The organism is Brevundimonas sp. UBA7507 (assembly GCF_002478355.1).
Taxonomy (GTDB): Bacteria; Pseudomonadota; Alphaproteobacteria; order Caulobacterales; family Caulobacteraceae; genus Brevundimonas; species Brevundimonas diminuta_D.
This window is the reverse complement of the sequence record NZ_DLNP01000021.1, coordinates 1-23,503: the sequence shown is the minus strand read 5'-3', so window position 1 is coordinate 23,503 and position 23,503 is coordinate 1. Positions and strand designations below refer to the sequence as shown.

Here is a 23,503-nt window from a genome sequence, read left to right as displayed (position 1 = left end):
GCTTTCTGAGTTCTGGATACCCGATGACCCGACGCCTGCCCGCCGCCGCCCTCGCCCTGCTGCTGACCTCGGTCGCCTCGACCGCGCTCGCTCAGCAATGGACGGGCCCGCAGGCCCCCGCCGCGCCGACGCCGCAGAACACGCCGCTGGCCCTGCCCCGCGCCCTGCCGCCGATCCCGGCGCCGACGGCCGAGGCCTATCCCGGCGTCATCCGGTATGAGGTCGACGCCACCGACGTCGAGAAAAAGATCGTCCGCGTGCGCCAGACCATCCCGGTCACGCCCGGGCCCCTGGTCCTGCTCTATCCGAAGTTCCTGCCGGGCAACCACGCGGCGACCGGGCCGATCCAGCTGGTGTCCGGCGTCACGGTGCAGGGCGGCGGCGCCCGCATCGACTGGCTGCGCGACACCATCGACCCCTATGCCTTCCATATCGAGGTGCCGCAGGGCGTCAGCGAGATCACCGTCGACTTCCAGTGGCTGACCCAGCCGGACAGCTCGACCTGGCGCGTGGTCATGACGCCCGAGATGGTCAATCTGCAGTGGGAGAAGGCCCTGCTCTATCCGGCGGGCTATCGCTCGACCGGCATCACCTTCGCCCCGTCGATCCGCCTGCCGCAGGGCTGGAAATACGGCGTGGCGCTGGATACCGAGAGCTTCGTCGACGGCCTGGCGACGTTTGCGCCGACCGACCTCTACACCCTGATCGACAGCCCCCTGTTCGGCGGCGCCAATTTCCAGCGCATCGCCATCGACCCGCGCCGCGGAAACGGCGAAGGCGCCGTCCACCTGAACATCGTCGCCGATGCGGCCAAGGATCTGGCCCCCACGACCGAGCAGTTGGGCTGGTTCGAGAACCTGGTCACCCAGACCGACCGCCTGTTCGGCGCCCGGCCCTATGACCGCTACGATTTCCTGGTCGCCGCCACGTCGAAGATGGGCGGCATCGGGCTGGAGCACCACCGCTCGTCCGAGAACTCGGTCCCGACCGACTTCTTCACCAACTGGGGCAAGAGCATGGGGGCCGTCGGCCTCTTGCCGCACGAGTTCGTCCACGCCTGGAACGGCAAGCGCCAGCGCCCGGTCGACGAACTAACCGCCAACCACAACATCCCGACCCAGAACACCCTTCTGTGGGTCTATGAGGGTCAGACCGAATACTGGGGCGATGTGCTGACCGCCCGCTCGGGCCTGGCCTCCAAGGAAGACATTCTGGTCACCGTGGCCGAGAACGCCGCCTTCTATGACAACCAGCCGGGCCGCGAGTGGCGCCCGCTGCAGGATGCGAACAACCACAACCTGCTCGGTTATCGCACCTCGAACCCCTATTCGTCGTGGATGCGCGGCACGGGCGACTACTACCGCGAGGCCCTGCTGATCTGGCTGGACGCCGACACCCTGATCCGCGAGGCGACGGGCGAGAAGAAGTCGCTGGACGACTTCGCCAAGGGCTTCTTCGGCGGCGACGACGGCTCCTGGGCGCCGCGCGGCTATACGTTCGACGACGTGGTCGCGGCGCTGAACGCGGTCCATCCGCACGACTGGACGACCTTCCTGCGCACGCGCCTGGACGCCAGCGGCCCGGACGCCAGGGCCCCGTTGGACGGTCTGGCGCGCGGCGGCTACCGCCTGACCTACACCGACACCCTGACCGCCGACGAAAAGCGCATCCAGTCGGGCTGGGCCAACGACTTCCAGTATTCCCTGGGCTTCACCCTGTCCTCGTCGAACAAGCTGACCGGCATTCGCTGGGGCGGCCGCGCCTTCGAGGCCGACATCGGGCCGGGCTGGGAGCTGGTCGCCGTCAACGACATCGCCGCCTCGGCCGAGAAGCTGCGCGACGCCGTCACCGCCGCCAAGGGAACCGACGCCCCGATCCGCCTGCTGCTCAAGAACGGCGACCGCTACCGCACCGTCGATTTCGACTATCACGACGGCCTGCGCTACCCACGCCTGGAGCGGATTCCCGGCACGCCGGATCGGTTGGGCGACATCCTCAGCCCGCGCCGTCGCTAGGGGTCTAAAGGCGCGCCGAGCAGATCACGGCTTGGCGCGACCGGCCGGGGCGGTTTAACCTGTCAGGGACGGGCGCCGCTTCGGACCGCCCACATGAGAACTCGGCCCATGCCGGAGACCCCTGGCGCGCCCGGACGGCGCGACACGCGGTCCCTGCCTCGGAGGCCCCGCAACAGCGGTGCTTTCGATCGAGACGCGCCCCTCTACGGCGCGCTCGACCTGGGGACCAATAATTGCCGCCTGCTGATCGCGCGTCCGGCGCGTGACGGCTTTCGCGTGGTGGATTCCTTCAGCCGCATCGTACGCCTGGGCGAGAGCCTGTCGCGCACCGGCCGCCTGGACGATCGGGCGATGGACCGGGCCTATGACGCCCTGGCCCTGTGCGCCGAACGCCTGGTGCGCAAGGGCGTCGATCCCAACCGCCTGACCGCCGTCGCCACCCAGGCCTGCCGCATGGCCGAGAACGGCCCTGCCTTCGTCGAGCGGGTGCGGCGCGGCACCGGCCTGCGGCTTCGGATCATCGACCCGTCCGAGGAAGCCGCCCTGTCGGTCGCGGGCTGTCTCAACCTGTTCGATCCGCGCGCCGAGGCGGTGCTGGTGATCGACGTCGGCGGCGGCTCGACGGAACTGTCCTGGCTGATGAAGGGGCCGCGCGGCTTCGAAACCGCGGCGTGGATGTCAGCGCCGCTGGGCGTGGTCAGCCTGGCCGAGCGCCACCCTGAGCCGGATGGCAGCCCGCCCGAATGGTATGAGGCCATGGTCGCCGACTTCGGCGCCGCCATCGCTACGGGCGGTCCCGAAGGCCCTGACTTTTTGGCGCGCGTCGGCGCCGGCCGCGGGCATATGGTCGGCACCTCCGGCGCCATCACCAGCCTGGCCGGGATTCATCTGGAGCTGAAACGCTATCAGCGCGATCTGGTCGACGGCCTCTGGATGACGCGCGGCGACTGCGAAAAGGCGGCCGACCGTCTGATCGCCCTCGGTCCCGTCGGGCGCGCGGCCGAGAACTGCATCGGGCCGGACCGCGCCGACCTGGTGCTGGCGGGCGCGGCGATCCTGGAAGCCGTACAGCGCGCCTGGCCGTGCGAGCGGGTGCGCGTGGCCGACCGCGGCCTGCGTGAAGGCCTGCTGCTGCAGAAGATGCGCGAAGACCGACAGCCGAAGCCGCGTCGCCGTCGGCGTCGCAGGGGCGGCGGGGGTGCTGGCTCAGGCGCTGGCGCTGGCGGCGGCCAATAATCGCCCTTCTCCCCTTGTGGGAGAAAGTGGCCCGTTAGGGCCGGATGAGGGGTCTCGCCACGCCTTATGCGGACAATGGGTTGAGCGTCCTGCAACCCCTCATCCGTCAGGCTGACGCCTGCCACCTTCTCCCACAAGGGGAGAAGGACTTTGAAGCGGCTAGTCCACCTGGACCGGCAGGTCGATGTCACAGACTGAGAAGTCGGCGCCCCTCGCCGTCCGCGTGGTTTCGACCAGGGCGCGGAACGGGGCGCTACTCGTGCTCAGGACGCGCACCGTGGGCCGCTCAGCTTCGACCATATCGCCCGCCACGCGCACACGCGTCATGCGGTCGGGATCGCTCACAATGCCGTCGGGATTCGGACTGAACTTCAGCGCGCGCACGACATCCAGACCCGACACCACCCGTCCCCAGACGGTGTAACGCTTGTCCAACGCCGGATAGGGCTGGCGCATCAGGAAGAACTGGCTGTTGGCGCTGTCGGGCGCATCGTCGCGCGCCATGCCCGCGACGCCGGGACAATACAGGCCCCAGGCGTGGACCTTGCCGTCCGCCGTCGTCCTCATCACGGCGTCAGGCTGGGTCTGCACCGGCAGCGACTGGAGGAAGCCCATCAGGGCGCCCGCAGGCGCAGCCACGGCGGCGAAGGGCGTCTGTGCGTCACGGCGGAAGGTGAACTCGGCCTTCAGGTCGGGATGCCAGCTCTGGCCCTCGCCTGTGCCCAGGGGGTCGCCGGTCTGGGCCATGAAGGCGTCGATGACCCGATGCCAGTTCAACCCGTCATAGAAACCCGCCTTGGCCAGCAGACGCATGCGCGCGACATGGCCGGGCGCGGCCTCAGGCGTCATCTCCACCAGGATGCGGCCCTTGCTGGTGTCGATGACCAGCAGATTGTCCGGCGCCACCACGCGCCAGTCGCTGGCGGCGATCGCCGGGGCCGCCTCACGAGGCGCAGCGTCGCTGGGCGCCGGCGCCGCATCCTGGGCCGTCGCCGCGCTCGCCATCAGAGCGGCCAGCAGCGCCGCCCCGGTCATCCGAAGTTGGTGCCTCATGTTCCGCGCCCCTCCCCTGGCGTGGATGTTCGCCTTCAGCCGCCCTGAACCGGAGGCTGGACGTCGCAGATGCCGAAGGACGCGCCCTTCTCAGCCCGCGCCGCCTCGACGGCGGCGTTGAACGGCGCAGAGCCGGGCACAGCCACGCGGATCGTCGGCCGCTCGGCCTCCGGCATGGCCGAGGCCAGACGCGCCCGCGTCATGACGTCGGCGTCGGGACCGACGGCCCCGTCGTTGGCGTCGTTGCCCGCCTTGAGCGCCTTGAGCACGTCCAGGCCCTGCACCACCCGGCCGAAGACCGTGTAGGCGCCGTTCAGATTGTCGTTCTGGCCCATCATCAGATAGAATTGGCTGTTGGCGCTGTCAGGCGAGCCGGCGCGCGCCATGCCCGCCACGCCGGGGCAGAACAGCCCCTGGGCCGAGGTCTTGAAGTCCGCCGTAACAAACATCTGGGCGTCGGGCTGAGTCACTACCGGGATGGAGCCCATGATGCCGCGCAGGCCCGGCCCGCTGTTCTCAACCGGGGCGAAGCCGCTGTCGCGGCCGCGACGGAAGGTGAACTCGCCCTTCAGGTCCGGCAGTTCGCTGCCGCCCGCGCCGGTGCCCTGTGGGTCGCCGGTCTGAGCCATGAAGTTCGGAATGACGCGGTGGAATTTCAGCCCGTCATAGAAGCCCTGATTGGTCAGGGTGCGGATGCGCTCAACATGGTTCGGCGCCGCGCGCGGCTCCAGCTCCACCAGGATGCGGCCCTTGGCCGTGTCGATCACCCACAGGTTCTCGGGCGACACCGTGCGCCAATCACTCGACATGGCGCTCGACTGAGCCATTGCTCCGCCGGCCAGCAGGGCCATGCCCGCCGCCAGCGCCATCACAGACTTGATCTTCAAACCCGACCTCAACCCTTCTTGACCTTGGCCAACACGCTCGCGGCGACCGCCGGACTGACGAAGCTGTCGATCCGGCCGTCCAGCCGGGCGATTTCCTTCACCAGTCGCGAGGCGATGGCCTGATGCCGCGGATCGGCCATCAGGAACACCGTCTCTATGTCGCTGTTGAGGCGCTGATTCATCGCCGTCATCTGGAACTCATACTCGAAATCGGCGACGGCGCGCAGGCCGCGTATGATGACGCTGGCGTCCAGTTCCTCGGCGAAATGCATCAGCAGGCTGGAAAAGGGCCGCACCTCGATGTCGGCGTTGAAGCGCGCCACCTCGGCCTTGAGCATCTCGACCCGCTCGGCGGTCGAGAACAGCGGACCCTTGTCGTCGTTCTGAGCGACGCCGATGACCAGCCGGTCCACCAGCTTGACCGCCCGCCCGATGATATCGAGATGACCGTTGGTGACCGGATCGAAGGTGCCCGGATAAAGTCCGATACGCATGGCCGGCGGCCTCCCCATCGTTTGGGTCCGTTTAGCAGGTGCGAAATGAACGGCCTAGATTTTCTGACGCGGCTGTGATCGCCAAAAGGCGTCTATCTGCTGCACCGCATCCGTCGCGCCGGTGAAGACATGGTCGTCGATGGCCGCGATTCCCGCCGCGGGCGTGGCGCTGTTGCACAGGAAGGCGCCGTCAAACCGGGGCAGGTCCGACAGGCGCACGACCTCGGTCCGCTGCGGCGATCCGGCGCGGTCCAGCGCCTCGCGGATCAGGGCCTGCGCCACCCCGTCCAGCATGAGCGCCTGGGGCCAGACCACCGTCTCGCCCTCGATGAAGCCGACATTCCACAACGAGCCCTCGGAAATCCGGCCCTCGGCGTCGGTGAACAGGGCGTCGTCGAAACCCGCCAGCCGCGCCATGCGCCGCGCCCGCAACAGCCCCATCGTGGCCACGTGCTTCAGATGCGGCGCCTCGCGGGCATAGACCTGGCTTTGCAGGCGCACCCCGTGCGGCAGAGGCGACGGCAACGCCGAGACGCTGATCATCACCTGCGGCGCGCCGACCCAATCCGGCTGACGCAAAGAAAGCTCGTTTGAAAACAGGCTGATGCGCAGCCAGGCCTCGTCCCGCCCGGCCAGCGGCGTCCGCATCTGATCGCGCAGGCGATCTTCGGCTACAGCCTCGCCGAACAGTTCGATCGCCGAACGGTTGAGACGGTCCAGATGCCGATCCAGCCCGCGCACCCCGCCCCGCTCCACGCGGAAAGAGGTCAGGGCGCCGTAGTTGAACAGGGCCTGGCGGCCCAGATCCTCAACCTCGGCAGGTCGGCCGTCGATCCAGAGTTCAGGAGCGACGGCCATGCAGGATCAGGCCTCGCCGCCCTCGTCCGTCGACGTCTCGCTGACGTCGCCGTCTTCATCGTCGCCGCCGGAATCGGCCAGACGCTCGACCGAGACGACCTTCTCGTCCTTGCCGGTGCGGAAGATGGTCACGCCCTGGCTGGAGCGGCCGACGATGCGGACCTGGCTGACCGGGGTGCGGATCATCTGGCCGCCATCCGTGACCAGCATCAGGTCGTCCGACTCCTCGACCGGGAAGGCGGCGGCCAGGCGCGTGCCTGCGCGTCCGCCCAGGCCGTGCGCCGTCAGCCCCTGGCCGCCGCGACCCGTGCGACGATACTCATAGGCCGAGGACCGCTTGCCGAAGCCGGTTTCCGTGACCGTCAGGATGAACTGCTCGGCCGCGCCCAAGGCGGCGATACGCTCGGGCGAGATCGGGGCGTCGCCGGCCTCTTCGTCATCGGCCTCGACCGTGACGACATCCTCTTCCGCATCCGCCCCGGCCAGCGCCTTACGCATGGCGTTGGCGTGCTTCACATAGGCGGCGCGTTCTTCCGGCGTCGCGTCCACACGGCCCAGGATGGCCATGGAGATGACCGTGTCGCCGTCCTGCAGGCGGATGCCCCGCACGCCGGTGGAGTCGCGGCCCTTGAACACGCGCACGTCGTCGGCCTTGAAGCGGATGGCCCGGCCCAGAGCGGTCGTCAGCAGCACGTCGTCCTCGGCCGTGCACAGGCCCACGCCGACCATGCCGTCGCCGTCTTCCAGCTTCATGGCGATCTTGCCCGCGCGGTTCACCGTGGCGAAGTCGCTGAGCTTGTTGCGTCGCACGTCGCCCGACTGGGTGGCGAACATAATGTCGTAGTCGCCCCAGGTCGTTTCGTCTTCCGGCAGGGGCAGCACGTTCATGATGCTGTCGCCCGGCTCGATCGGGAGCAGGTTGACGAAGGCCTTGCCGCGCGACTGCGGATTGCCCAGCGGCAGGCGCCAGGTCTTCAGCTTGTAGGCCTTGCCGTTGGTGGCGAAGAACAGGACCGGCGTGTGGGTCGAGGCGCTGAAGACGCTGGTGACGACGTCCTCATCCTTCATCGCCATGCCGCTGCGGCCCTTGCCGCCGCGATGCTGGGTCCGATAGGCGTTCAGCGCCACGCGCTTGACGTAGCCCGAGTGGGTCACGGTCACGACCATGTCCTCGCGCGGGATCAGGTCTTCGTCCTCCATCTCGGCGTCGCCTTCACCGATGAGGGTGCGGCGATCCACGCCGAACTGATCCTTCACCAACAACAGGTCTTCGCGGATGATGGCCAGGACGTTCTTGCGATCCGACAGGATGGTCAGGTGGCCCTGAATGGTGTCGGCCAGCGTGCGCGCCTCGCCGAAGATGTCGTCGCGGCCCAGGCCCGTCAGACGCGACAGCGTCAGGGCCAGAATGGCGCGGGCCTGCTCGTCCGTCAGGCGGATCTTGTCGCCTTCGACCAGGACGGTGCGCGGGTCGGCGATCAGCTCAACCAGAGCCATCATGTCCCCGACCGGCCAGGCCTTGGCCTGCAGCCGCTCGCGCGCCTCGGCCGGATCGGCCGAGCTGCGGATGATGTGGATGACCTCGTCGATGTTGGCGACGGCGACGGCCAGACCGACCAGGACGTGGCCGCGATCGCGGGCCTTGGCCAGTTCGAACTTGACCCGGCGGACCACCACCTCCTCGCGGAAGTCGAGGAAGAGCTCCAGCAGCTTGCGCAGGCCCATCTGCTCGGGACGGCCGTGGTTCAGCGCCAGCATGTTGACGCCGAACGAGGATTGCAGCGCCGTATAGCGATACAGCTGGTTCAGGATCACATCGCCCGAAGCGTCGCGCTTCAGCTCGATGACGATGCGCATGCCCAGACGGTCGGACTCGTCGCGAACGTCGGCGATGCCTTCCAGACGCTTCTCGCGCACCATTTCGGCGATGCGCTCGATCAGGGTCTGCTTGTTCACCTGGAACGGCAGTTCGGTGATGATGATGGCGTCGCGGTCCTTGCGGATCTCTTCGATCGACGCCTTGCCGCGCACGATGACCGAGCCGCGGCCGTCGCGCAGGGCGTTGCGCGGGGCCGTGCGGCCCATGATCTCGCCGCCCGTGGGGAAGTCCGGTCCCGGCACGATATCCAGCAGGGCGTCGTCCGACACGTCCGGATCGTCCAGCAGAGCGACCGCGGCGTCGATCACTTCGCGCAGGTTGTGCGGCGGGATGTTGGTCGCCATGCCGACGGCGATGCCGCCCGCGCCGTTGACCAGCAGGTTCGGAATCCGCGCCGGCAGGACGACAGGCTCCAGCTCCTTCTCGTCGTAGTTCGGCTGGAAATCGACGGTGTCTTTTTCAATGTCGGTCAGCAGGGCCACGGCGGCCGGGGCCATCTTGGCCTCAGTGTAACGCATGGAGGCCGGCATATCGCCGTCAACCGAGCCGAAGTTGCCCTGGCCGTCGACCAGCATCAGGCCCATGGAGAAGTCCTGGGCCATGCGGACCAGGGCCATGTAGACCGAGGCGTCGCCGTGCGGGTGGAACCGGCCCAGCACGTCGCCGACCACGCGTGCGCACTTCGAATAGGCGCGCTCCGGCGTCATGTTCAGATCGTGCATCGAATAAAGGATGCGACGATGCACCGGCTTCAGACCGTCGCGCGCGTCCGGCAGGGCCCGGCTGACGATCACGCTCATGGCGTAGTCGAGATAGGAGCGTTTCAGCTCATCCTCGATGGTGATGGTCGAAATATCGCCCGGCGCCATGGGGGCGGCGTTTTGGTAGCTGTCGTCGGTCAAGGAAATCAGGCTTTAGATGGCCGGAATCGGAACGTGATCCGCTATTCAGGTTTCTATCATCAGGGGGCCGTGGTGGCAAAGAAACGCCGCTGAAATCCCCGCATGTAAAAGGACAGGAAATTCATGCGCTTGACACCAACCGCCTTCATCGCGCCCGGCGTTCTGGCGATCGCCCTCGCCGCTGGCGCCGCGTCGGCTCAACAACATGCGGGCCATGCAGGCCATACGCCGGATCAGCACGCCGCCCACATGGCCATGATGCGCGCTACGCCGGGCCAGACCTCTCAGGTCGCCATCATCAACGGTCAGGGCGCCGACATCGGCAAGGCGACCCTGACGCAGGGCTCGACCGGCCTGCTGATCAAGGTCGAGGCCACGGGCCTGACGCCCGGCTGGCACGGCATCCACATCCACGCCACGGGCCAGTGCGAGGCGCCCTTCACCTCGGCCGGCGCCCATATCAACCACGGCGATCCCAAGAAACCCCACGGCCTGCTGAACGCTGAAGGCCCCGATGACGGCGACCTGCCCAACGTCTTCGCCGACGCCGCCGGCGCCGTGAACGCCGAGGTCTTCACCAGCCACGCCCGCCTGTCGCAGAACGGCCCCGGCCAGTGGCTGCTGGACGCCGACGGCTCGGCCCTGGTGATCCACGCCAACGCCGACGACCACTCCAGCCAGCCGATCGGCGGCGCGGGCGACCGCGTGGCCTGCGCCGTCATCAAGGCGCAGTAAGCAACCTCAAACCTTGGCGGGAGCGCCGGCGCGCAGGCCGCGCTCCCCCAGGGCCACCGTCACCACGCCCGCCAGGGCGATCGCCACGCCGGTCAGGATCTGCGGCGTCAGCACGTCGCCCATGAACAGGCCGCCGATCAGGATCGACACCAGGGGCGAGCCCAACAGATAGGGCGTCACCCGCCCGGCCTCGCGCCTCTGCACCAGCCAGAACATCAGACTGGTCGCGAACACGGACGAGATCACCCCCGCCCAGATCAGGGTGCCCCACACCAGCGGCGTCGCCGCCTTGGCCGCCTCCCACTGCCCCGTCTCAAACAGGGCCGACCCCAGCGTCAGGGCCGGCAAGGCCATCAGCGCCAGCAGCCCCTGCATCTTCAGCGGCGGAATGGAGGTGGTGCGCCGCGCGATCACCGTCGTCAGCGCCCAGGCCGAGGCGCCCAGCGCCCCCACCAGAATGGCCTTCCAGTCCTGCAAGGCATGGGGGTCCAGCGTCATCCAGGCCACGCCCATGAAGGCGATCACCAGGCCGACCGTCGCCATGCGCGAAATCCGCTCGCCCAGCAACAGGAAGGCGAACAGGGACGTCAGCGGAATCCACAGCTGGGTCGCCACCGTCACCGGGCTGACGTCATGGGCCAGCCAGAAGGCCAGGTAGATCAGGCCATAGTGGATCGGTCCGCCCACCACGGCGATGATGAGCAGGCTCTTCCAGTTCGGAAACGGCGGCCGCACGAACCAGACCAGGCAGGCGGCGGCGATGGCGAAGCGCAGCGCCCCCGTCATTAGCGGCGGCAACACCTCGGTGGCGACCTTGGCGGCGGCGTTGTTGACGCCCCAGATGACCAGAACGGCCACGATGGCAGCGATCTCGAGCGGCGTCAGCGCGTGCGGGGAGGAGGAGGAACTGGACACGCCCCATGCTTGCCACAGGGCGCGACGATTGGCCTCTCACGAAGCATGACCGCAGGTTACCCGTCCGCGCCTCCTGCCCCGCCCGTGCGAACCGGCTATAGAGGCGGCCATGAATACCCCTGCCCTGCTGTCTGCCGTCGCCGTCCTGACCGCCTGCGTCGCCGCCGCGCCCGCCGTGGCCGAGCCGACGGTCGTCGTTTCGCCCCAACCCCTGCCGATCGACGACGCTCGGCCGCGCGTCTTCCTGGGCGGCAGCATCGACATGGGCGGCGCGCCGGACTGGCAGGCGGCGCTGACGCAGGCCCTGAGCGACATGGACGTCACGGTCCTGAACCCCCGCCGCCCCGACTGGAACCCCGCCTGGCGCCCCGAGGCGGACGAGCCGGAGTTCCGCCGCCAGGTCGAGTGGGAGCTGGCCGCCCTGGAAAGCGCCGACGTCATCGTCATGTATTTCGCGCCGGGCACGCAAAGCCCGATCAGCCTGCTGGAAATGGGCCTGCACGCGCGCGGCGGAAAGCTGATCGTGCTGGCCCCCGAAGGCTTCTGGCGCAAGGGCAACGTCGACATCACCGCCCGCGCCTATGGCGTGCGTCAGGTCCAAACCATGGACGAACTGACCGCCGCCGTCCGCGACGCCCTGACCGAAGCCGCGGCCAGGGGTCGTTTCGCGCGCTAGAAGACCGGCTTGGCCACCATCAGCCAGTAGATGCCGATCACGCCTGCAAAGGCGGGCCAACCCAGGATGAACCAGCCCCGGAACAGGCGGTGATAGGTCTGCGGCAGGGCCTCCCCTGCCTCCGCCGCCGTCTGGGCCAGACGCGCCATCTTCATCTGCATCCACACCACCGGCAGCCAGCAGACCCCGATCAACACATAGAGGGCGTAGGCCGCTAGCAGCCACGACTCGGTCAGGGCGTATCCCTGCAGGTGGATCAGGCCCAGCCCGCTGAGCGGCTGGACCACCACGGCGCTGGCAGTGAAGACGAAATCGGCCAGCACCACGATCTTGCCGACCGCCGCGATGGTCGCGACGTTGCGGCTCATGTGAGCGCGCAGCATGAAGAAGGCGATGCCCGCCCCCGTGCCGAACAGCACCGCCCCCGACAGGATGTGGATGATCTTCAGGATCAGATACAGCATCACCGCCTCGCGTCCGTCGCCGCCACGAACAGGCACAAAGCCATCATCGGCAGCACCTTGAGCCACGGCCCCAGCGGGTCGATCCAGTAGTGCGGCAAGCTGAGCGTCCCGGCGATTAGATAGCCTACCGTGGCCAGACACATCAGGATCGCCACGCGCGCCGTCCACGGCCGCACGAACAGCGCCAGCCCCAGCACCACGTCCAGCAGCGCCCCCCACCAGGCGATCGGCCCGGCCCAGCGGCCGAAGCCCCCTTCATGAAGGACGGCGATCGCCCCGCTCCAGCCCGGCCCGAAGCTGATCAGGCCGGTGATCAGCCAGAACAGGCCCAGCGTCAGGATGGAGACGGGCCGCACGAACCACAGCCGCGCGTGCCACACGTCCTGAACCGAGGCCGGCGTCTCGGCCAGGAAACGGCGGAAACCCCGCGCGCGAACGCCCAATCGCTCGGCCCAGCCGCTGTCAACGCCGGACACGTCGTGATCCATCTGGCGTATGGCCGTGCTGCGGATCGGCGAGGACCAGCCCAGCCGCCCCAACAGGTCGCCGATCATCAGCGCCGGCGCGGCCAGGGCGCGCGGAACCCGCACGACCGGCGCGGGCGAAAGGCCCAGCCAGCCGCGATAAAGCCGGACCGTCTCGATCATGCTGACCGCCTCGGGCCCCGGCATGTCGAACGTCTCACACACCGGCGCGCCGGGCTTCAGCGCCGCCACGACCGCCTCGCCCAGATCGGACAGGGCGATAGGGCGGAAGACTTGATCGCCGCCCACCACCGGGCTGAACAGGGGAAAGGCCGCCAGCGCCCGGATCAGGCCAGTCCCGCCGAACGCCGCCCGGTCCACCACCAGCGACGGGCGCAGGATCAGCCAGTCCAGATCGGCGGCCCGCACCAGCCGCTCCGTCTCGGCCTTGGTGCGGGCATAGACCGTGCCCGCCGCATCATCGGCGCCCACGGCGGAAATATGGATCAGGCGACGCACGCCCGCCTGCTCGCAAGCCTGAATGAGGGCGCGCGGTCCCTCGACATGGGCCAGCGCCGTGCTGTCGCCCGCCCCGTCCTGCAACACCCCGACGCAGTTCACCACGACGTCCACGCCGTCCAACAGCGGCGCCCAGGCTTCAGACGTCGTCAGATCGGCGAAGTCGGCCCTGATCCAGTCAAACCCAGGCGCGCGGCGCGCCGCCTCGTCTGGCCTGCGCGCTCCAGCCCGGAGCGTCCAGCCCGCAATCGACAGGGCCGCCGCCAGATGAGAGCCGATGAAGCCGTTGGCCCCCAGAACCAGAACACGCCCGCTCATGATGAACTCACCCCAGCACTCGATCCGACATATCCACGCCTTCGGGCGGCATGGCGCACCAGGCCTGACCGGGAAAGCGCCGCCGATGCCGGGCGACCCAGCCATAGACCACGTCTCGCACCGGCCGGGGGATCAAGCGCCCCGCCGTCGCCAGTCGATAGGGAAACGGCAGGGACGCCGCCAGATGCAGCACCCCGTCCGAGCGGCAGATGGCGCGCCCGTCCTCGATCACCAACATGGTTGAAGGATCGTCCGGCGACAGGCCGTAGTGCCGCAGCAAGGCCCGCCCCAGTTCCGACTGCGTCGGAGCCAGGCGAAACCGTGGCCCGTACTTCAGCAGGGTCCGCGCGGAATGGGAGCACAGGGCGCAGTCGCCATCGAACAGGACCAGCGGCCGGTCGTCCGGAAAGGACGGCACCGCCGGATCGTCGCGATAGCTGTAGGCCCCCAGCCCCACGCCGCGCCCTTTCGCGTCGGGCCTAGAACGGAATGTCGTCGTTCAGGTCGTAGCTTTCCTTCGGACCCGAGGGCTTGTTGGCGCCGCCGGTCGAGAAGCCCGAGGAGTAGTCGTCGTCGCGACCGCCGCCGCTGTAGCCGCCGCGATCACCACCGCCGCCCTGGCTGTCGCCGCGACCGCCCAGCATGGTCAGTTGGCCGTTGAAGCGCTGGATGACGATCTCGGTCGAGTATTTCTCGACGCCCTGCTGATCGGTCCATTTGCGGGTCTGCAGCGAGCCTTCGACGTAAACGGTCGAGCCCTTCTTCAGATAGTTCTCGGCCACCTTGACGATGTTGTCGTTGAAGATGACGACCGAGTGCCACTCGGTCTTTTCCTTGCGCTCGCCCGTGGCCTTGTCGCGCCAGGTTTCCGAGGTGGCGATACGCAGGTTGGCGACGCGGTCGCCGTTGTTCAGCGAACGGATTTCCGGGTCGCGACCCAGGTTGCCGACCAGAATGACCTTGTTGACGCTGCCCGCCATGACCGATGTCCTTTTATTCGTCTTGTCGTCCGCTCCTTAGCCGAAACGGACGAAATGTTCTAGTTTCGTTCACCCCGTTCAGGGTGGATTAGTTGGGCGCCACCGCCACGGGGCGCCCGTCGATCCGGCGCTGGATGGCCCCCGGAATGGCCAGACGGCCGTCCCCGGTCCGCGCCAGGGCGAAGAACCGCGCGCCGTCCAGGCTCTTGCTGAATTTGACGCCCGTGCGGTCGATGAAGATGAACTGGCCCTGATAGGCGCCGACCATCTCATTGTTGCTGCCGCCCAAGCTCAGGAATTTCAGGCGCATCTCTTCCAGTCGCGCGGCGCAGAACTCGATCTGCGGCTGATCGCGCGCCACCACGTTGAAGCGGGGCGCGTCGCTGGCCAGTTCGCCGACGTGATAGCAGACTCCCTTGTCGGTCGGCGCCTTGAGCTGAGGCGCGCCGCAAGCCGCCAGGGCGGCCGAGCCGAGCACAACGGCCAATCCAGAGGTCAGAACACGCACCTTCGTCACAGCTCCGGGAACTGACAGTTGCGGTCCTGCTGGGCCAGGGTGCGGAAGCGGTTGTTGTCGCTGGACTGCTCGACGCGGCGCGGCACCAGACGCAGGGTGGTGTCGCCCCAGCGGCCGTACTGGGCGTCGCCCGGCCGCACGCAGGTTCCGGCGTAGAGGGCCTGAACGCAGGCGCCCAGGCTCATATTGCCCGACACTTGCCGCCATTCAGAACCCGTATGGCGCAGACAGGCCGTGCCCGATGCCGCGGCCGCAGGGCGTGCGGCGTCGGCGGCGCTGGGTTGCCCCACAGGCGCGGCGTCGGCCATCGTCACGACGGGCGCTTCGGGCGGGGGCGCGAAGGAGGCGGTCGGCGCTGCGACCAGGGAGCCGGTCGAATCCAGGCCGACATCCAGGGCGCTGGTGGCCACGCCGTTCTTCCGGGCGCAGTCGGCCAGGGTGGCCAGGCCGACGAACTGTCCGTTGACGAAGCAACGCAGCTCGCGCGTCGGCTCCAAGGTCGGGGCTTCGGCGACATCGATGGTTAGTCCGCCCTTGGACGCCGGCGGCGCCTCGACAGGTCCGTCGCGCCCGCCGCTGAACACCAGGGCGGCCGCCACCGCGCCGACGACGGCCAGGCCGGCGCCGACGATCAGGACCGTGCGATTGTCTTTGGAAAGGGCCATGCAGCTCTCAACGCTAACGAAGGCTCCACTAACCCCGTCAGCCCTACAGCCGTCAACCGAAAGCGCCGTTCACCCCAGCTTAGCCTGTGAGTCGCGCCAGTGCAGCCTGATAGTTGGCCAGTTGAGCCTGCAGATAGGCCGGCGCCTGCCCCGTGACCGGCGGCTTGGACGCTTCGGGCGACAGGGCGCGATAGGCGTCGCGCATGGCCTTGATCGCCAGTTGCACCTGATCCTTGGACTTGGCGATGGCCTCCGCGCCGGACAGGTTGAGCAACGGCGACAGGTTGACCCCGAAGGTCTTCTTCTTGTCGTCCGCCGACTTGCCGATGAAGCCGGGCGTCAGGCCCAGCCCCGCCAGGGCGTCGCGCCCCCCTTCGCCGGGGATCAGCACGGCTCCGGCCCGCCCGTCGGCGCTGGTGATCGACAGACGCTGGACCCCGCCGCTGGTCACGCGCGTGTCGCCGTCCATGCCCGTCAGATAGTCTCGGTCCGTCTTGATCGTGACCTTGAGATGGCGCCCCGAGGCCAGTTCGATCTTGCGCGCCAGGGACTGTAGCGTGTCCTTCGCCTCGATGGTCACGGCCGTCTGCCGCCCGGTCGCGGGATTCTGCACATAGAAACGGTCGCCGGCGCGCACGGCCGTGGCGTCCACCAGGGCCTTGGAATCGCTCTGATCGATCTCGCCCTGCGGCAGGCCCAGCCGGTCCAGAACGCTGGCGCCGCCGGACGAAACCGTCAGGGCCAGCGGCTTGGCCTGTCCTTCGGCCGCCGTCCAGTTCTGGCTCCATTCCACCTGGCCGGTCTGAGCGTCCAGCCGCGCCAGATAGCCGCGCGTGGGATCGTCCTTCTTGGCGCCGACAGGGCGGTCCGAAACGCCCGTGAGCCAGACCTTGCCGTCGTGCACCTTGACGTCGGCGGCCGTGTCGTCGCCCTCCCCGCCGTAATAGGTCAACCGATCGGCGCCCGAGGCGGTCAGGTCCGTGGACAAGCTGGCGACGAAGGCGTCCTGCCCCCCCGCGTGGGCGTTGGCGACCTGACCCGCGTTCAGGGCGCCGTTGCCGGTCGCCCCCGACACGATCAGCCGCCCGTTCGCCACCGCCAAACCGGCGATCTCGCCGCCCGAGGACGCGCCCAGGTTCCGCACGCTGAGCAACTCAGGCGCCCCGGTCGGACCGACGCGGAAGTGACGCAGCACGAAGGCGCCGTTCTCGACGCCCGCCGTATAGAGGTTGTCGCCGTCGACGGTCATGGCCTGGACGTTGTCGTCGCCCGCCGTGCCGAACTGGGCCGCCCCGGTCGCGGTCGCCTTGATCGGCGCCAGGCTGTGGATCTGGCTTTCGCTGAAGGCCTGAACGTAGCCGTCCCAGCCGCCCACGGCCGAAGCGCCCGGCATGGCCGACTTGGCCCGCCCCGCCACATACACCCGGCCGTCCGCGCCGAAGGAGACGGCCGTGGCCTCATCCTCGGCCCTGGCGCCGCGCCTCTGGGTCCACTGCTCGCGGCCGTCGGCGTCGAAAACGGTGACGAAGCTGTCCGCCGTCGTGGCCGAAGCCCCAGCCTCGCCCGGAACGAGCGCGCCGACGACTGAGCCGGCCACCGCCACCCGTCCATCCGCATCCACGGCGATGGCGTAGCCGCTGGCTTTGGAGGCCGCGCCCAAAGCCCGGCTGACCACCACATTGCCCGCCGAATCCAGCTTCATCAGGACGACGTCGGCCTGGCCCTTGATCGGCTGCGTGGAAGAGCCGGCGCTGACGTCGGCCACGATCCACATGGAGCCGTCCGGCCCCGCAGCGCTGGCGCGCACCGTCTCTACGCCGTCCGGCAGGTTGGAGACGCCGCTGCGGCCTTCGACCCAGAAGCTCTCGCCGCCCGCGCCGGCGACCGGATTGCCGTCCGGATCGAACTTCAGCACTTCGTGACCGCCCTTGGTCCCGACGCCCTGCACCACCTGGATCGAATCCCGCGTCTCTGCGGGAACGAAGCTGATCGTCTCCGCCGGGGTTCCGCTGACCGTCAGCCCCCAGCGCGTCGATCCCGCGGGCAGAGTGATGGTCTTGTCGCCGACCTTCACGGTCCGCGGCTCGGCCTCGATCATCTGGCGCTGAATGCGAGTCTGCACGCCCGCCGCCTCCAGCTTGCCGTTGATGTGCTCCAGCACCGCATCCATCGTGCGCGGGGTCGCCCCCATCTCAGCCAGGTCGATGGCGACCGTCTGGCTGCCCGCGATCGTCTTCGCCGTCACGCCGAAACGCACATCGCCCTGGAAGGCGGCGACCTCGTCAGTCAGGGCGCCGTCATGAATCGGGCCGGTCAGATATTTGGAGCTGTCGCGGGCCACGGCCGCCGTCGACTGGCTCTGCGAGGCCGATACGCCCTGAACGATCCGCACGCCGTCGAACTGGGCCGAGGCCAGAAAGTCCGTCACTTCCGCCATGCCCGAGGCGAAGCGCCGAGACAACTGATCGGACTCCAATCGTCCCACGTTGCGCTCGCCCGCCCGCGTGGTCAGGGCCTCCAGCATCGTCAGCCCCTGATACAGGGCGAAGATCTTGCGATAGTCGCTCGAAGAGGTGCCCTTGACGTCGAGCACCGCGTTTTCTTCGTTGACGAACTTGCGTCCGCTCAGCGCCGAGCGCAGCAGCTCCGATTGGCTCGGCTTCTCCTTGGCGTCCAGGCTCCAGGGCGCCGTCGGCTGGGTCTTGGGCTTGGCCGCAGGCGCGGCAGAAGGCAGGCCGCCGAGACCCGCTCCGCCGCCGAAAAGACCCAGCAGATAACTGTTGTTGATGGCCGCCAAGCAAACCTCTGCCCGTCAGCATCGCCCGCCACGGTAACGAACTGTTTAACAGTCGCCAGGAACCGCGCGCCGAACACCGCCGTTTTTCGCCTCGCCACAGCCGAGGTGAGACCGACCATGTCACGCGTGCGCTGGATATTGATGAGGCTGATGAGCCTCTACGGCCTGATCCCTCGACCGACCCGCCGTCGGCCGCCCCCATTGTCGCTAGGACACGGCGCGCAACGACGGCTGGGCTAGGGCCGCGATCAGCCCTTGAACAGCGACAGGATGATCTGCGGCGCCTGATTGGCGATCGACAACGCCTGAGCACCCAGTTGCTGCTGAACCTGCAAGGCCTGCAGTCGCGCGCTTTCGCGCGCCATGTCCGCATCGACCAGGTTGCCGACGCCGACTTCCAGCGAGTCCATCAGCTTGGTGACGAACTGGGTGTGCTTCTCGATCTGCTTGGATTGAGCGCCCAGTTCAGCCAGCCTGGAGCTGGCCGTCGACAGCGCGGTCTCGACAGCCGCAAGTGCCGTGGCGGCGCCCGTCTGCGTCAACAGATCAGGCATGACGTCAGGGTCCGCCGGCGTAGCCCCCGCCGTCGCCAGGGCGAGGCCGCGCAGCGTCATGTCCTGGCGGTTCATGGTGATCGTCTCGGACGCGTCCGCATTAGCCAGGAAATTCAGCGGCGTCAGCGGGTTCGGCGTAGGCGTGACGCCCGGCACCTTGCCATTCAGAATGTTCTCGCCATCGAAGGCGGCATTGTCCGCGAACGACTGCAACGACTTCAGCAGCGACTGGAACTCATCGTTATAGGCCTTGCGGGTCGCGTCGGAGGCCGACGGATCAGCCGCCGCCGTGGCCTTCTGGCGCAGCTCAACCAGGATGTCGGAAATCTGCTGACCGGCCGCCAGGGCGACATCGGCGATAGAGGTGGCGCGGTTCAGGCTGGTCTTGACCGATTCCAGCGCATTCATGTCGGCGCGCTGGTTCTGGGCGACGGCCCAGGTGGCGGCGTTGTCCCTAGCGCCCTGCACCTTCAGGCCCGTGTTCACCCGGCTCTGGGTCGCCGCCAGCTTGGAGTTGGTGGCGTTCAGGTTCTGAAGCGCGACAAGCGCCGACGCATTGGTGATTACGCTGTTGCTCATGGCTTTCTCGCCTCAGATCCGATTCTGGCGAGCATTAATGACGCTGATTCCTGAGCGTATGGTTAACGCCGTCGCAACGCCTGTTAACGCCGCCCGGCCATGCCGAGGGGCGTTTCATTGCTTAGGACGCGCGGATCAAGCTTCTGTCTTGATGATCTTCCCGACGTCGTAGGCTGGGCTCTGGCGCAGTTTCAGCACTTCCTCACGCGGAAACTGACGGATCACCTCTCCCGTCACGCGATCCAGGGTCTTGTAGACATAACCCGTCGACTCGCGCTCGATCGTCAGCCGGTAGCGGCCGGCGTCATCGGCTGCGCCCTGCGACGCCTGAACAGCGGGCTTCGCCTCGACCACGGCGCCCTGCGGCTCGCGGTCCAGATAGGTTACGCTGGAAACTCCTGCGACATTGTCAGCCATATCCCTCTGCGCGGACCTGCCGCGCCTCCCGTCTCAAACGACGCGAGAAAGGGGCGAACCCAGCGGCCCGCCCCTTCCCTAACCGCGTCGGATTAGCGGAACAGGCCCAGCAGGATCGAGCTGGACTGGTTCGCGATCGACAGCGCCTGCACGCCCAGCTGCTGCTTGGTCTGCAGAGCCGTCAGGCGGGCGCTTTCCTTGGCCAGGTCGGCGTCGACCAGGTTGCCGATGCCGACTTCAAGCGAGTCTTGCATCTTGCTGACGAAGGTCAACTGGCGATCCATCGACTTGGACTTGGTGCCCAGGTCGCCCAACACGGCGGTGAAGGCCGTGATGGCGCCTTCGACCGCAGCGGCCGTGGCGGTGGTCGCGTCAGCCGTGCCGGTGGCCGTCGCTACAGTGGTGGCGGCTCCACCGGCGGCTTTCAGCGTGAAAGTAGCGCCCGCTCCGGTACCGGTACGAACCTCCACCGCGTCGGTATTGGCGCTAAACAGGTTCACGCCGTCGAAGCTCGCGCCGCCCAGGGCCTTGGTGATTTCATTGCCCAGGGCGTTGAAATCGGCCAGATAAGCCGTTTGCGCGGCGCCGGTCGACGAAGCGATGGCGACCGCCAGACCCTTCTGTTCTTCCAGAGCCTTGGTGACGATCTCGCCCGCGGCCAGAGCCACATCGACGATCGACTGACCGCGCTGGATCGACTGCTTCACCGAGTCCAGAGCGCCCATTTCAGCGCGCTGCGACGTGGCGATGGCGAAGATGGCGCCGTTGTCCTTGGCCGTGGAGACCTTCAGGCCGGTGTTGACGCGGTTTTGCGTGACGTTGAGGTCGCGGTTCGTCGCGTTCAGATTCTGCAGGGCGATGAGAGCGCCAGCATTGGTGTTGATGCTGTTAGCCATTTTGGCTGTCCTTTGTCTTCAGACGATGGCCGACGCCGTTTTGGCGTCGGTGAGCATTCTGCTCGGTAGCGAGAGGTGGTCAGGCGGCGGCTTAAACCGCCGCCTTCAGCGTTAGCGGAACAGGCCCAGCAGGATCGAGCTGGACTGGTTCGCGATCGACAGCGCCTGCACGCCCAGCTGCTGCTTGGTCTGCAGAGCCGTCAGGCGGGCGCTTTCCTTGGCCAGGTCCGCGTCGACCAGGTTGCCGATGCCGACTTCAAGCGAGTCCTGCATCTTGCTGACGAAGGTCAGTTGACGCTCCATCGACTTCGACTGGGTGCCCAGCTTGCCGAGTTCGGCGGTGAAGCCGCTGATGGCGGTGTCGACGGCCGTGATGGCGGCTTGCGCGGCCGTGGCGTCGGCCGGAGCCGTCAGCGTAGCCGTGGTGGCGACGGTGATCGCCGCGCCCGTGCCGATGTTCTGGGTCGCGCCCGAGGTGCTCGTCAGAACCGACTGCTGCGTGGTGTTGGAGAACAGGTTCACGCCGTCGAAGGTCGCGCCGGCCAGGGCCTTGGTGATTTCGCCGCCCAGGGCGTTGTAGTCGGCCAGGTATGCCGTTTGAGCCGCGCCGGTCGAAGAGGCGATGGCGACCGCCAGGCTCTTTTGTTCTTCCAGGGCCTTGGTGATGGTCTCGCCGGCGGCCAGGGCCACGTCGACGATCGATTGACCGCGCTGGATGGACTGCTTCACCGAGTCCAGAGCGCCCATTTCAGCGCGCTGCGAAGTGGCGATGGCGAAGATGGCGCCGTTGTCCTTGGCCGTAGAGACCTTCAGACCCGTGTTCACGCGGTTTTGCGCGACGTTCAGGTCACGATTCGTCGCGTTCAGATTCTGCAGGGCGATGAGAGCGCCAGCATTGGTGTTGATGCTGTTAGCCATTTTGGCTGTCCTTTGTCTTCGACGATGTCCGACGCCGTTTTGGCTGCCGGGAGCTTTCTGCTCGCAGGCCATGACCGCAAGGAGCGGGCCAGGCGGCGCCAGCCCCATCTCGAACGCACAGCCTTGATTTTTCAGCGTTAGATTCTGGAAACCATGTCGCCGAGCTCGGCAACATCTGCCCACTCACCCGGCAGCTCGGCGTTTTTTGCCTAGTCGCCCGGCAATATCGGCCCAGCTTCCTTTCGCCCCCGCACCCAGGCGTCGATCAAATCGCGTTCCGCCTTCAGCGTCTCCACCGCCAGGCGCCGGGCGGCGTCGCACGCCGCCACCTGCGCGCCGCGCCGCACATAGGCCGCCTCCAGATCCGCCGCCGTCGGACGCTCGGGCAGCATGGCCAGTTCGCAGGGCCGCGTCGCCGCCTCAGCCAGGATCAGCCGAGGCGGCGCAACCGGCGACGACGGGCGCGAGGCGGCACAGTTCGCGGTCATGCTCGCGCAGACGCCGAGTGCGATCAGGGTCCAGGGGCGTATCAGCATCATCAGCGGTCCTCGCTCGAGTTTCAGCCGCGACGGTCGCCCGCGTCACGGCCTGGGCGTTGCGGTGAAAGGCGTCGAGATTCTCGAGTTGGCGAGCGCGTGCGGCGGCCTCCAGACTTCGGGCAGACGCCTCGGTCTGCGCCCGATCGAGGCGTTGCTGGGCCGCCTCCAGCCGACGCGCCTGGAGGTGCAGCGGATCCCAGCGCAAACCCAGTCCCCGCCCGACGATCAGCAACAATACGCCGACCGCCAGCATCGCCGCCCACCAGCCGAGCGGCGTCAGAACCCGCAGGAAGCGGCCCGTCATGGATAGGCCCTCCGATCCAGTTCGAAATGCGGTCCGTCGCGCAGGCGCGGCCAGTCTCCGCCCCAGATCAGCGGACTTCCTGCAGCGGTCGCCGCTTCCTTGAACGCCCCGGCGATGCGCGGATACAGCGGCCAGTCCCAGCGCACCCCGCCGTCGACCCAGGCCGCCACGTCGACCGCATGGCCGGTCAGGTGCCGCGAGTTCAACGTCCGGCTGGCCCCGGCCCGCACCAACTCCGCCTGACGCGCGGGCGTCCGCAGCCCCTCCGTGACCATGAAGTCCACCGGCGTCAGCAGGATGGCCGCCTCGACCACGGCGACCAGATCGGGATGGACGCCCTTCAACCGCTCGCGCGAGCGTTGCGACAAACGAAAGCTCATGGCTTCCCGCCCACGCGTAGTCGCGCCAGATTGACGATCTGCTGGGCGCTGGGCGCCACCAGATAGAGCAGCAGCATCAGGGCCATCAGCCCCATCAGCCCCTCGGCGATGCGCGGCAGGTCGTTCGCCGCCGCCCGCGTCACCGCCAGCCGCAACAGCAGCCACAGCGCCAGGCTGGCGGCATAGACATAGAGGCGCCGCCACAGCCAGCGGCCCTCGGCCAGCTCCTGCGGGCGCGCGGCCGGTTTATCGTGATGTTCAGACGTCATCGCCCGTCCTCCGGGTCATGGGGCGCGGCCGAGCTTCGCCAGTCGCCGCCCAGGTGGTCGAAACAGTCGTCGGCCGAGAGGCGATCGGGCGCGGCCCAGGCCTCCTCGTCCAGCAACGGCTCCAGTTCGCCGAGCGACAGGGCGTCTTCGGCGTCGATGATGCGATGCAGGCGTCGGATCATGGCGCTCACCCCACCGCCGTCAGCCAGACCACGCCGGCCGCGCCTGCGCCGCCTGCGCCCGCCGCCGTCACGCCCGCGCCGCCGCCGCCGC

26 protein-coding genes are annotated in these 23,503 nt (G+C 68.1%); 4 read left to right on the top strand and 22 right to left on the bottom strand.

What is annotated here, in order from left to right:
• Window positions 1-23 precede the first annotated feature (23 nt).
• Together B3D50_RS14910 and B3D50_RS14905 are read left to right on the top strand one after the other, a co-directional pair.
• Window positions 24-2,015, top strand: coding sequence for a M61 family metallopeptidase (locus tag B3D50_RS14910; RefSeq protein ID WP_286952385.1), 1,992 nt, complete (start codon window positions 24-26; stop codon window positions 2,013-2,015).
• Window positions 2,016-2,123: 108 nt separating this feature from the next.
• Window positions 2,124-3,251 (top strand): Ppx/GppA phosphatase family protein, encoded by a 1,128-nt coding sequence (locus B3D50_RS14905; protein WP_286952383.1) that lies wholly within the window; start codon window positions 2,124-2,126, stop codon window positions 3,249-3,251.
• A 159-nt stretch (window positions 3,252-3,410) separates the two neighbouring features.
• Here B3D50_RS14905 and B3D50_RS14900 read toward each other — a convergent pair whose 3' ends face one another.
• The 5 genes from B3D50_RS14900 to gyrA are packed head-to-tail and all read right to left on the bottom strand — an operon-like array spanning window position 3,411 to window position 9,291.
• Window positions 3,411-4,304, bottom strand: a complete 894-nt coding sequence (locus tag B3D50_RS14900) for a peptidylprolyl isomerase (RefSeq protein ID WP_286952382.1) — start codon at window positions 4,302-4,304, stop codon at window positions 3,411-3,413.
• Between the two features lie 35 nt (window positions 4,305-4,339).
• Complete coding sequence (locus tag B3D50_RS14895; protein WP_286952400.1) at window positions 4,340-5,173, bottom strand: peptidylprolyl isomerase; 834 nt, start codon at window positions 5,171-5,173, stop codon at window positions 4,340-4,342.
• A gap of 26 nt (window positions 5,174-5,199) precedes the next feature.
• A complete protein-coding gene (coaD, locus tag B3D50_RS14890; RefSeq protein ID WP_286952380.1) occupies window positions 5,200-5,685 on the bottom strand; it encodes a pantetheine-phosphate adenylyltransferase in 486 nt (161 codons plus the stop codon).
• 54 nt (window positions 5,686-5,739) lie between these two features.
• Entirely contained in the window at window positions 5,740-6,543 is an 804-nt protein-coding gene (locus B3D50_RS14885; protein WP_286952378.1) for an aminotransferase class IV, read from the bottom strand.
• A gap of 6 nt (window positions 6,544-6,549) precedes the next feature.
• The gene (gene gyrA, locus B3D50_RS14880) at window positions 6,550-9,291 is read right to left on the bottom strand and encodes a DNA gyrase subunit A (RefSeq protein WP_286952398.1); all 2,742 of its coding nucleotides are present in this window, start codon (window positions 9,289-9,291) and stop codon (window positions 6,550-6,552) included.
• 282 nt (window positions 9,292-9,573) lie between these two features.
• Here gyrA and B3D50_RS14875 point away from each other — a divergent pair, with 282 nt between their 5' ends.
• Complete coding sequence (locus B3D50_RS14875) at window positions 9,574-10,059, top strand: superoxide dismutase family protein (protein WP_244911901.1); 486 nt, start codon at window positions 9,574-9,576, stop codon at window positions 10,057-10,059.
• 6 nt (window positions 10,060-10,065) lie between these two features.
• Here B3D50_RS14875 and B3D50_RS14870 read toward each other — a convergent pair whose 3' ends face one another.
• Window positions 10,066-10,974, bottom strand: coding sequence for a DMT family transporter (locus B3D50_RS14870; protein ID WP_164918033.1), 909 nt, complete (start codon window positions 10,972-10,974; stop codon window positions 10,066-10,068).
• Window positions 10,975-11,083: 109 nt separating this feature from the next.
• Here B3D50_RS14870 and B3D50_RS14865 point away from each other — a divergent pair, with 109 nt between their 5' ends.
• Entirely contained in the window at window positions 11,084-11,650 is a 567-nt protein-coding gene (locus tag B3D50_RS14865; RefSeq protein WP_286952375.1) for a nucleoside 2-deoxyribosyltransferase domain-containing protein, read from the top strand.
• Here B3D50_RS14865 and B3D50_RS14860 read toward each other — a convergent pair.
• From B3D50_RS14860 to B3D50_RS14785, 16 genes are all read right to left on the bottom strand, one after another.
• Window positions 11,647-12,150, bottom strand: coding sequence for a DUF2269 domain-containing protein (locus B3D50_RS14860; protein ID WP_313414945.1), 504 nt, complete (start codon window positions 12,148-12,150; stop codon window positions 11,647-11,649). The two genes, B3D50_RS14865 and B3D50_RS14860, sit on opposite strands and share 4 nt — an antisense overlap.
• Window positions 12,114-13,415, bottom strand: coding sequence for an SDR family oxidoreductase (locus tag B3D50_RS14855; protein WP_286952374.1), 1,302 nt, complete (start codon window positions 13,413-13,415; stop codon window positions 12,114-12,116). The genes B3D50_RS14860 and B3D50_RS14855 overlap by 37 nt, the downstream gene beginning before the upstream one ends.
• 7 nt (window positions 13,416-13,422) lie before the next feature.
• Window positions 13,423-13,872, bottom strand: coding sequence for a thiol-disulfide oxidoreductase DCC family protein (locus tag B3D50_RS14850; RefSeq protein WP_286952372.1), 450 nt, complete (start codon window positions 13,870-13,872; stop codon window positions 13,423-13,425).
• Between the two features lie 22 nt (window positions 13,873-13,894).
• A complete protein-coding gene (ssb, locus tag B3D50_RS14845) occupies window positions 13,895-14,395 on the bottom strand; it encodes a single-stranded DNA-binding protein (RefSeq protein WP_286952370.1) in 501 nt (166 codons plus the stop codon).
• Between the two features lie 88 nt (window positions 14,396-14,483).
• The gene (locus B3D50_RS14840; protein ID WP_003165523.1) at window positions 14,484-14,912 is read right to left on the bottom strand and encodes a hypothetical protein; all 429 of its coding nucleotides are present in this window, start codon (window positions 14,910-14,912) and stop codon (window positions 14,484-14,486) included.
• Window positions 14,909-15,577: a hypothetical protein gene (locus B3D50_RS14835; protein WP_269299824.1), complete on the bottom strand. Its 669-nt coding sequence runs from the start codon at window positions 15,575-15,577 to the stop codon at window positions 14,909-14,911. The genes B3D50_RS14840 and B3D50_RS14835 overlap by 4 nt, the downstream gene beginning before the upstream one ends.
• Window positions 15,578-15,656: 79 nt before the next feature.
• A complete protein-coding gene (locus B3D50_RS14830) occupies window positions 15,657-18,374 on the bottom strand; it encodes a transcriptional regulator (protein ID WP_286952367.1) in 2,718 nt (905 codons plus the stop codon).
• A gap of 248 nt (window positions 18,375-18,622) precedes the next feature.
• Entirely contained in the window at window positions 18,623-19,507 is an 885-nt protein-coding gene (locus B3D50_RS14825) for a flagellin (RefSeq protein ID WP_269299822.1), read from the bottom strand.
• A gap of 135 nt (window positions 19,508-19,642) precedes the next feature.
• Window positions 19,643-19,924 (bottom strand): flagellar protein FlaG, encoded by a 282-nt coding sequence (locus B3D50_RS14820; protein WP_269299821.1) that lies wholly within the window; start codon window positions 19,922-19,924, stop codon window positions 19,643-19,645.
• Window positions 19,925-20,016: 92 nt separating this feature from the next.
• On the bottom strand, window positions 20,017-20,820 hold the full coding sequence (locus B3D50_RS14815; protein WP_003165529.1) for a flagellin: 804 nt from the start codon (window positions 20,818-20,820) through the stop codon (window positions 20,017-20,019).
• Between the two features lie 111 nt (window positions 20,821-20,931).
• Window positions 20,932-21,738, bottom strand: coding sequence for a flagellin (locus B3D50_RS14810; RefSeq protein WP_269299820.1), 807 nt, complete (start codon window positions 21,736-21,738; stop codon window positions 20,932-20,934).
• Window positions 21,739-21,947: 209 nt separating this feature from the next.
• Window positions 21,948-22,130: a hypothetical protein gene (locus B3D50_RS14805; protein ID WP_286952364.1), complete on the bottom strand. Its 183-nt coding sequence runs from the start codon at window positions 22,128-22,130 to the stop codon at window positions 21,948-21,950.
• 28 nt (window positions 22,131-22,158) lie between these two features.
• The gene (locus tag B3D50_RS14800) at window positions 22,159-22,581 is read right to left on the bottom strand and encodes a hypothetical protein (RefSeq protein WP_286952362.1); all 423 of its coding nucleotides are present in this window, start codon (window positions 22,579-22,581) and stop codon (window positions 22,159-22,161) included.
• Window positions 22,578-22,961: a M15 family metallopeptidase gene (locus B3D50_RS14795; protein WP_286952361.1), complete on the bottom strand. Its 384-nt coding sequence runs from the start codon at window positions 22,959-22,961 to the stop codon at window positions 22,578-22,580. Before B3D50_RS14795 ends, B3D50_RS14800 begins: the two co-directional genes overlap by 4 nt.
• A complete protein-coding gene (locus B3D50_RS14790; RefSeq protein WP_286952359.1) occupies window positions 22,958-23,230 on the bottom strand; it encodes a hypothetical protein in 273 nt (90 codons plus the stop codon). Before B3D50_RS14790 ends, B3D50_RS14795 begins: the two co-directional genes overlap by 4 nt.
• Complete coding sequence (locus tag B3D50_RS14785) at window positions 23,227-23,412, bottom strand: hypothetical protein (RefSeq protein ID WP_286952357.1); 186 nt, start codon at window positions 23,410-23,412, stop codon at window positions 23,227-23,229. The genes B3D50_RS14790 and B3D50_RS14785 overlap by 4 nt, the downstream gene beginning before the upstream one ends.
• Window positions 23,413-23,503 lie beyond the last annotated feature (91 nt).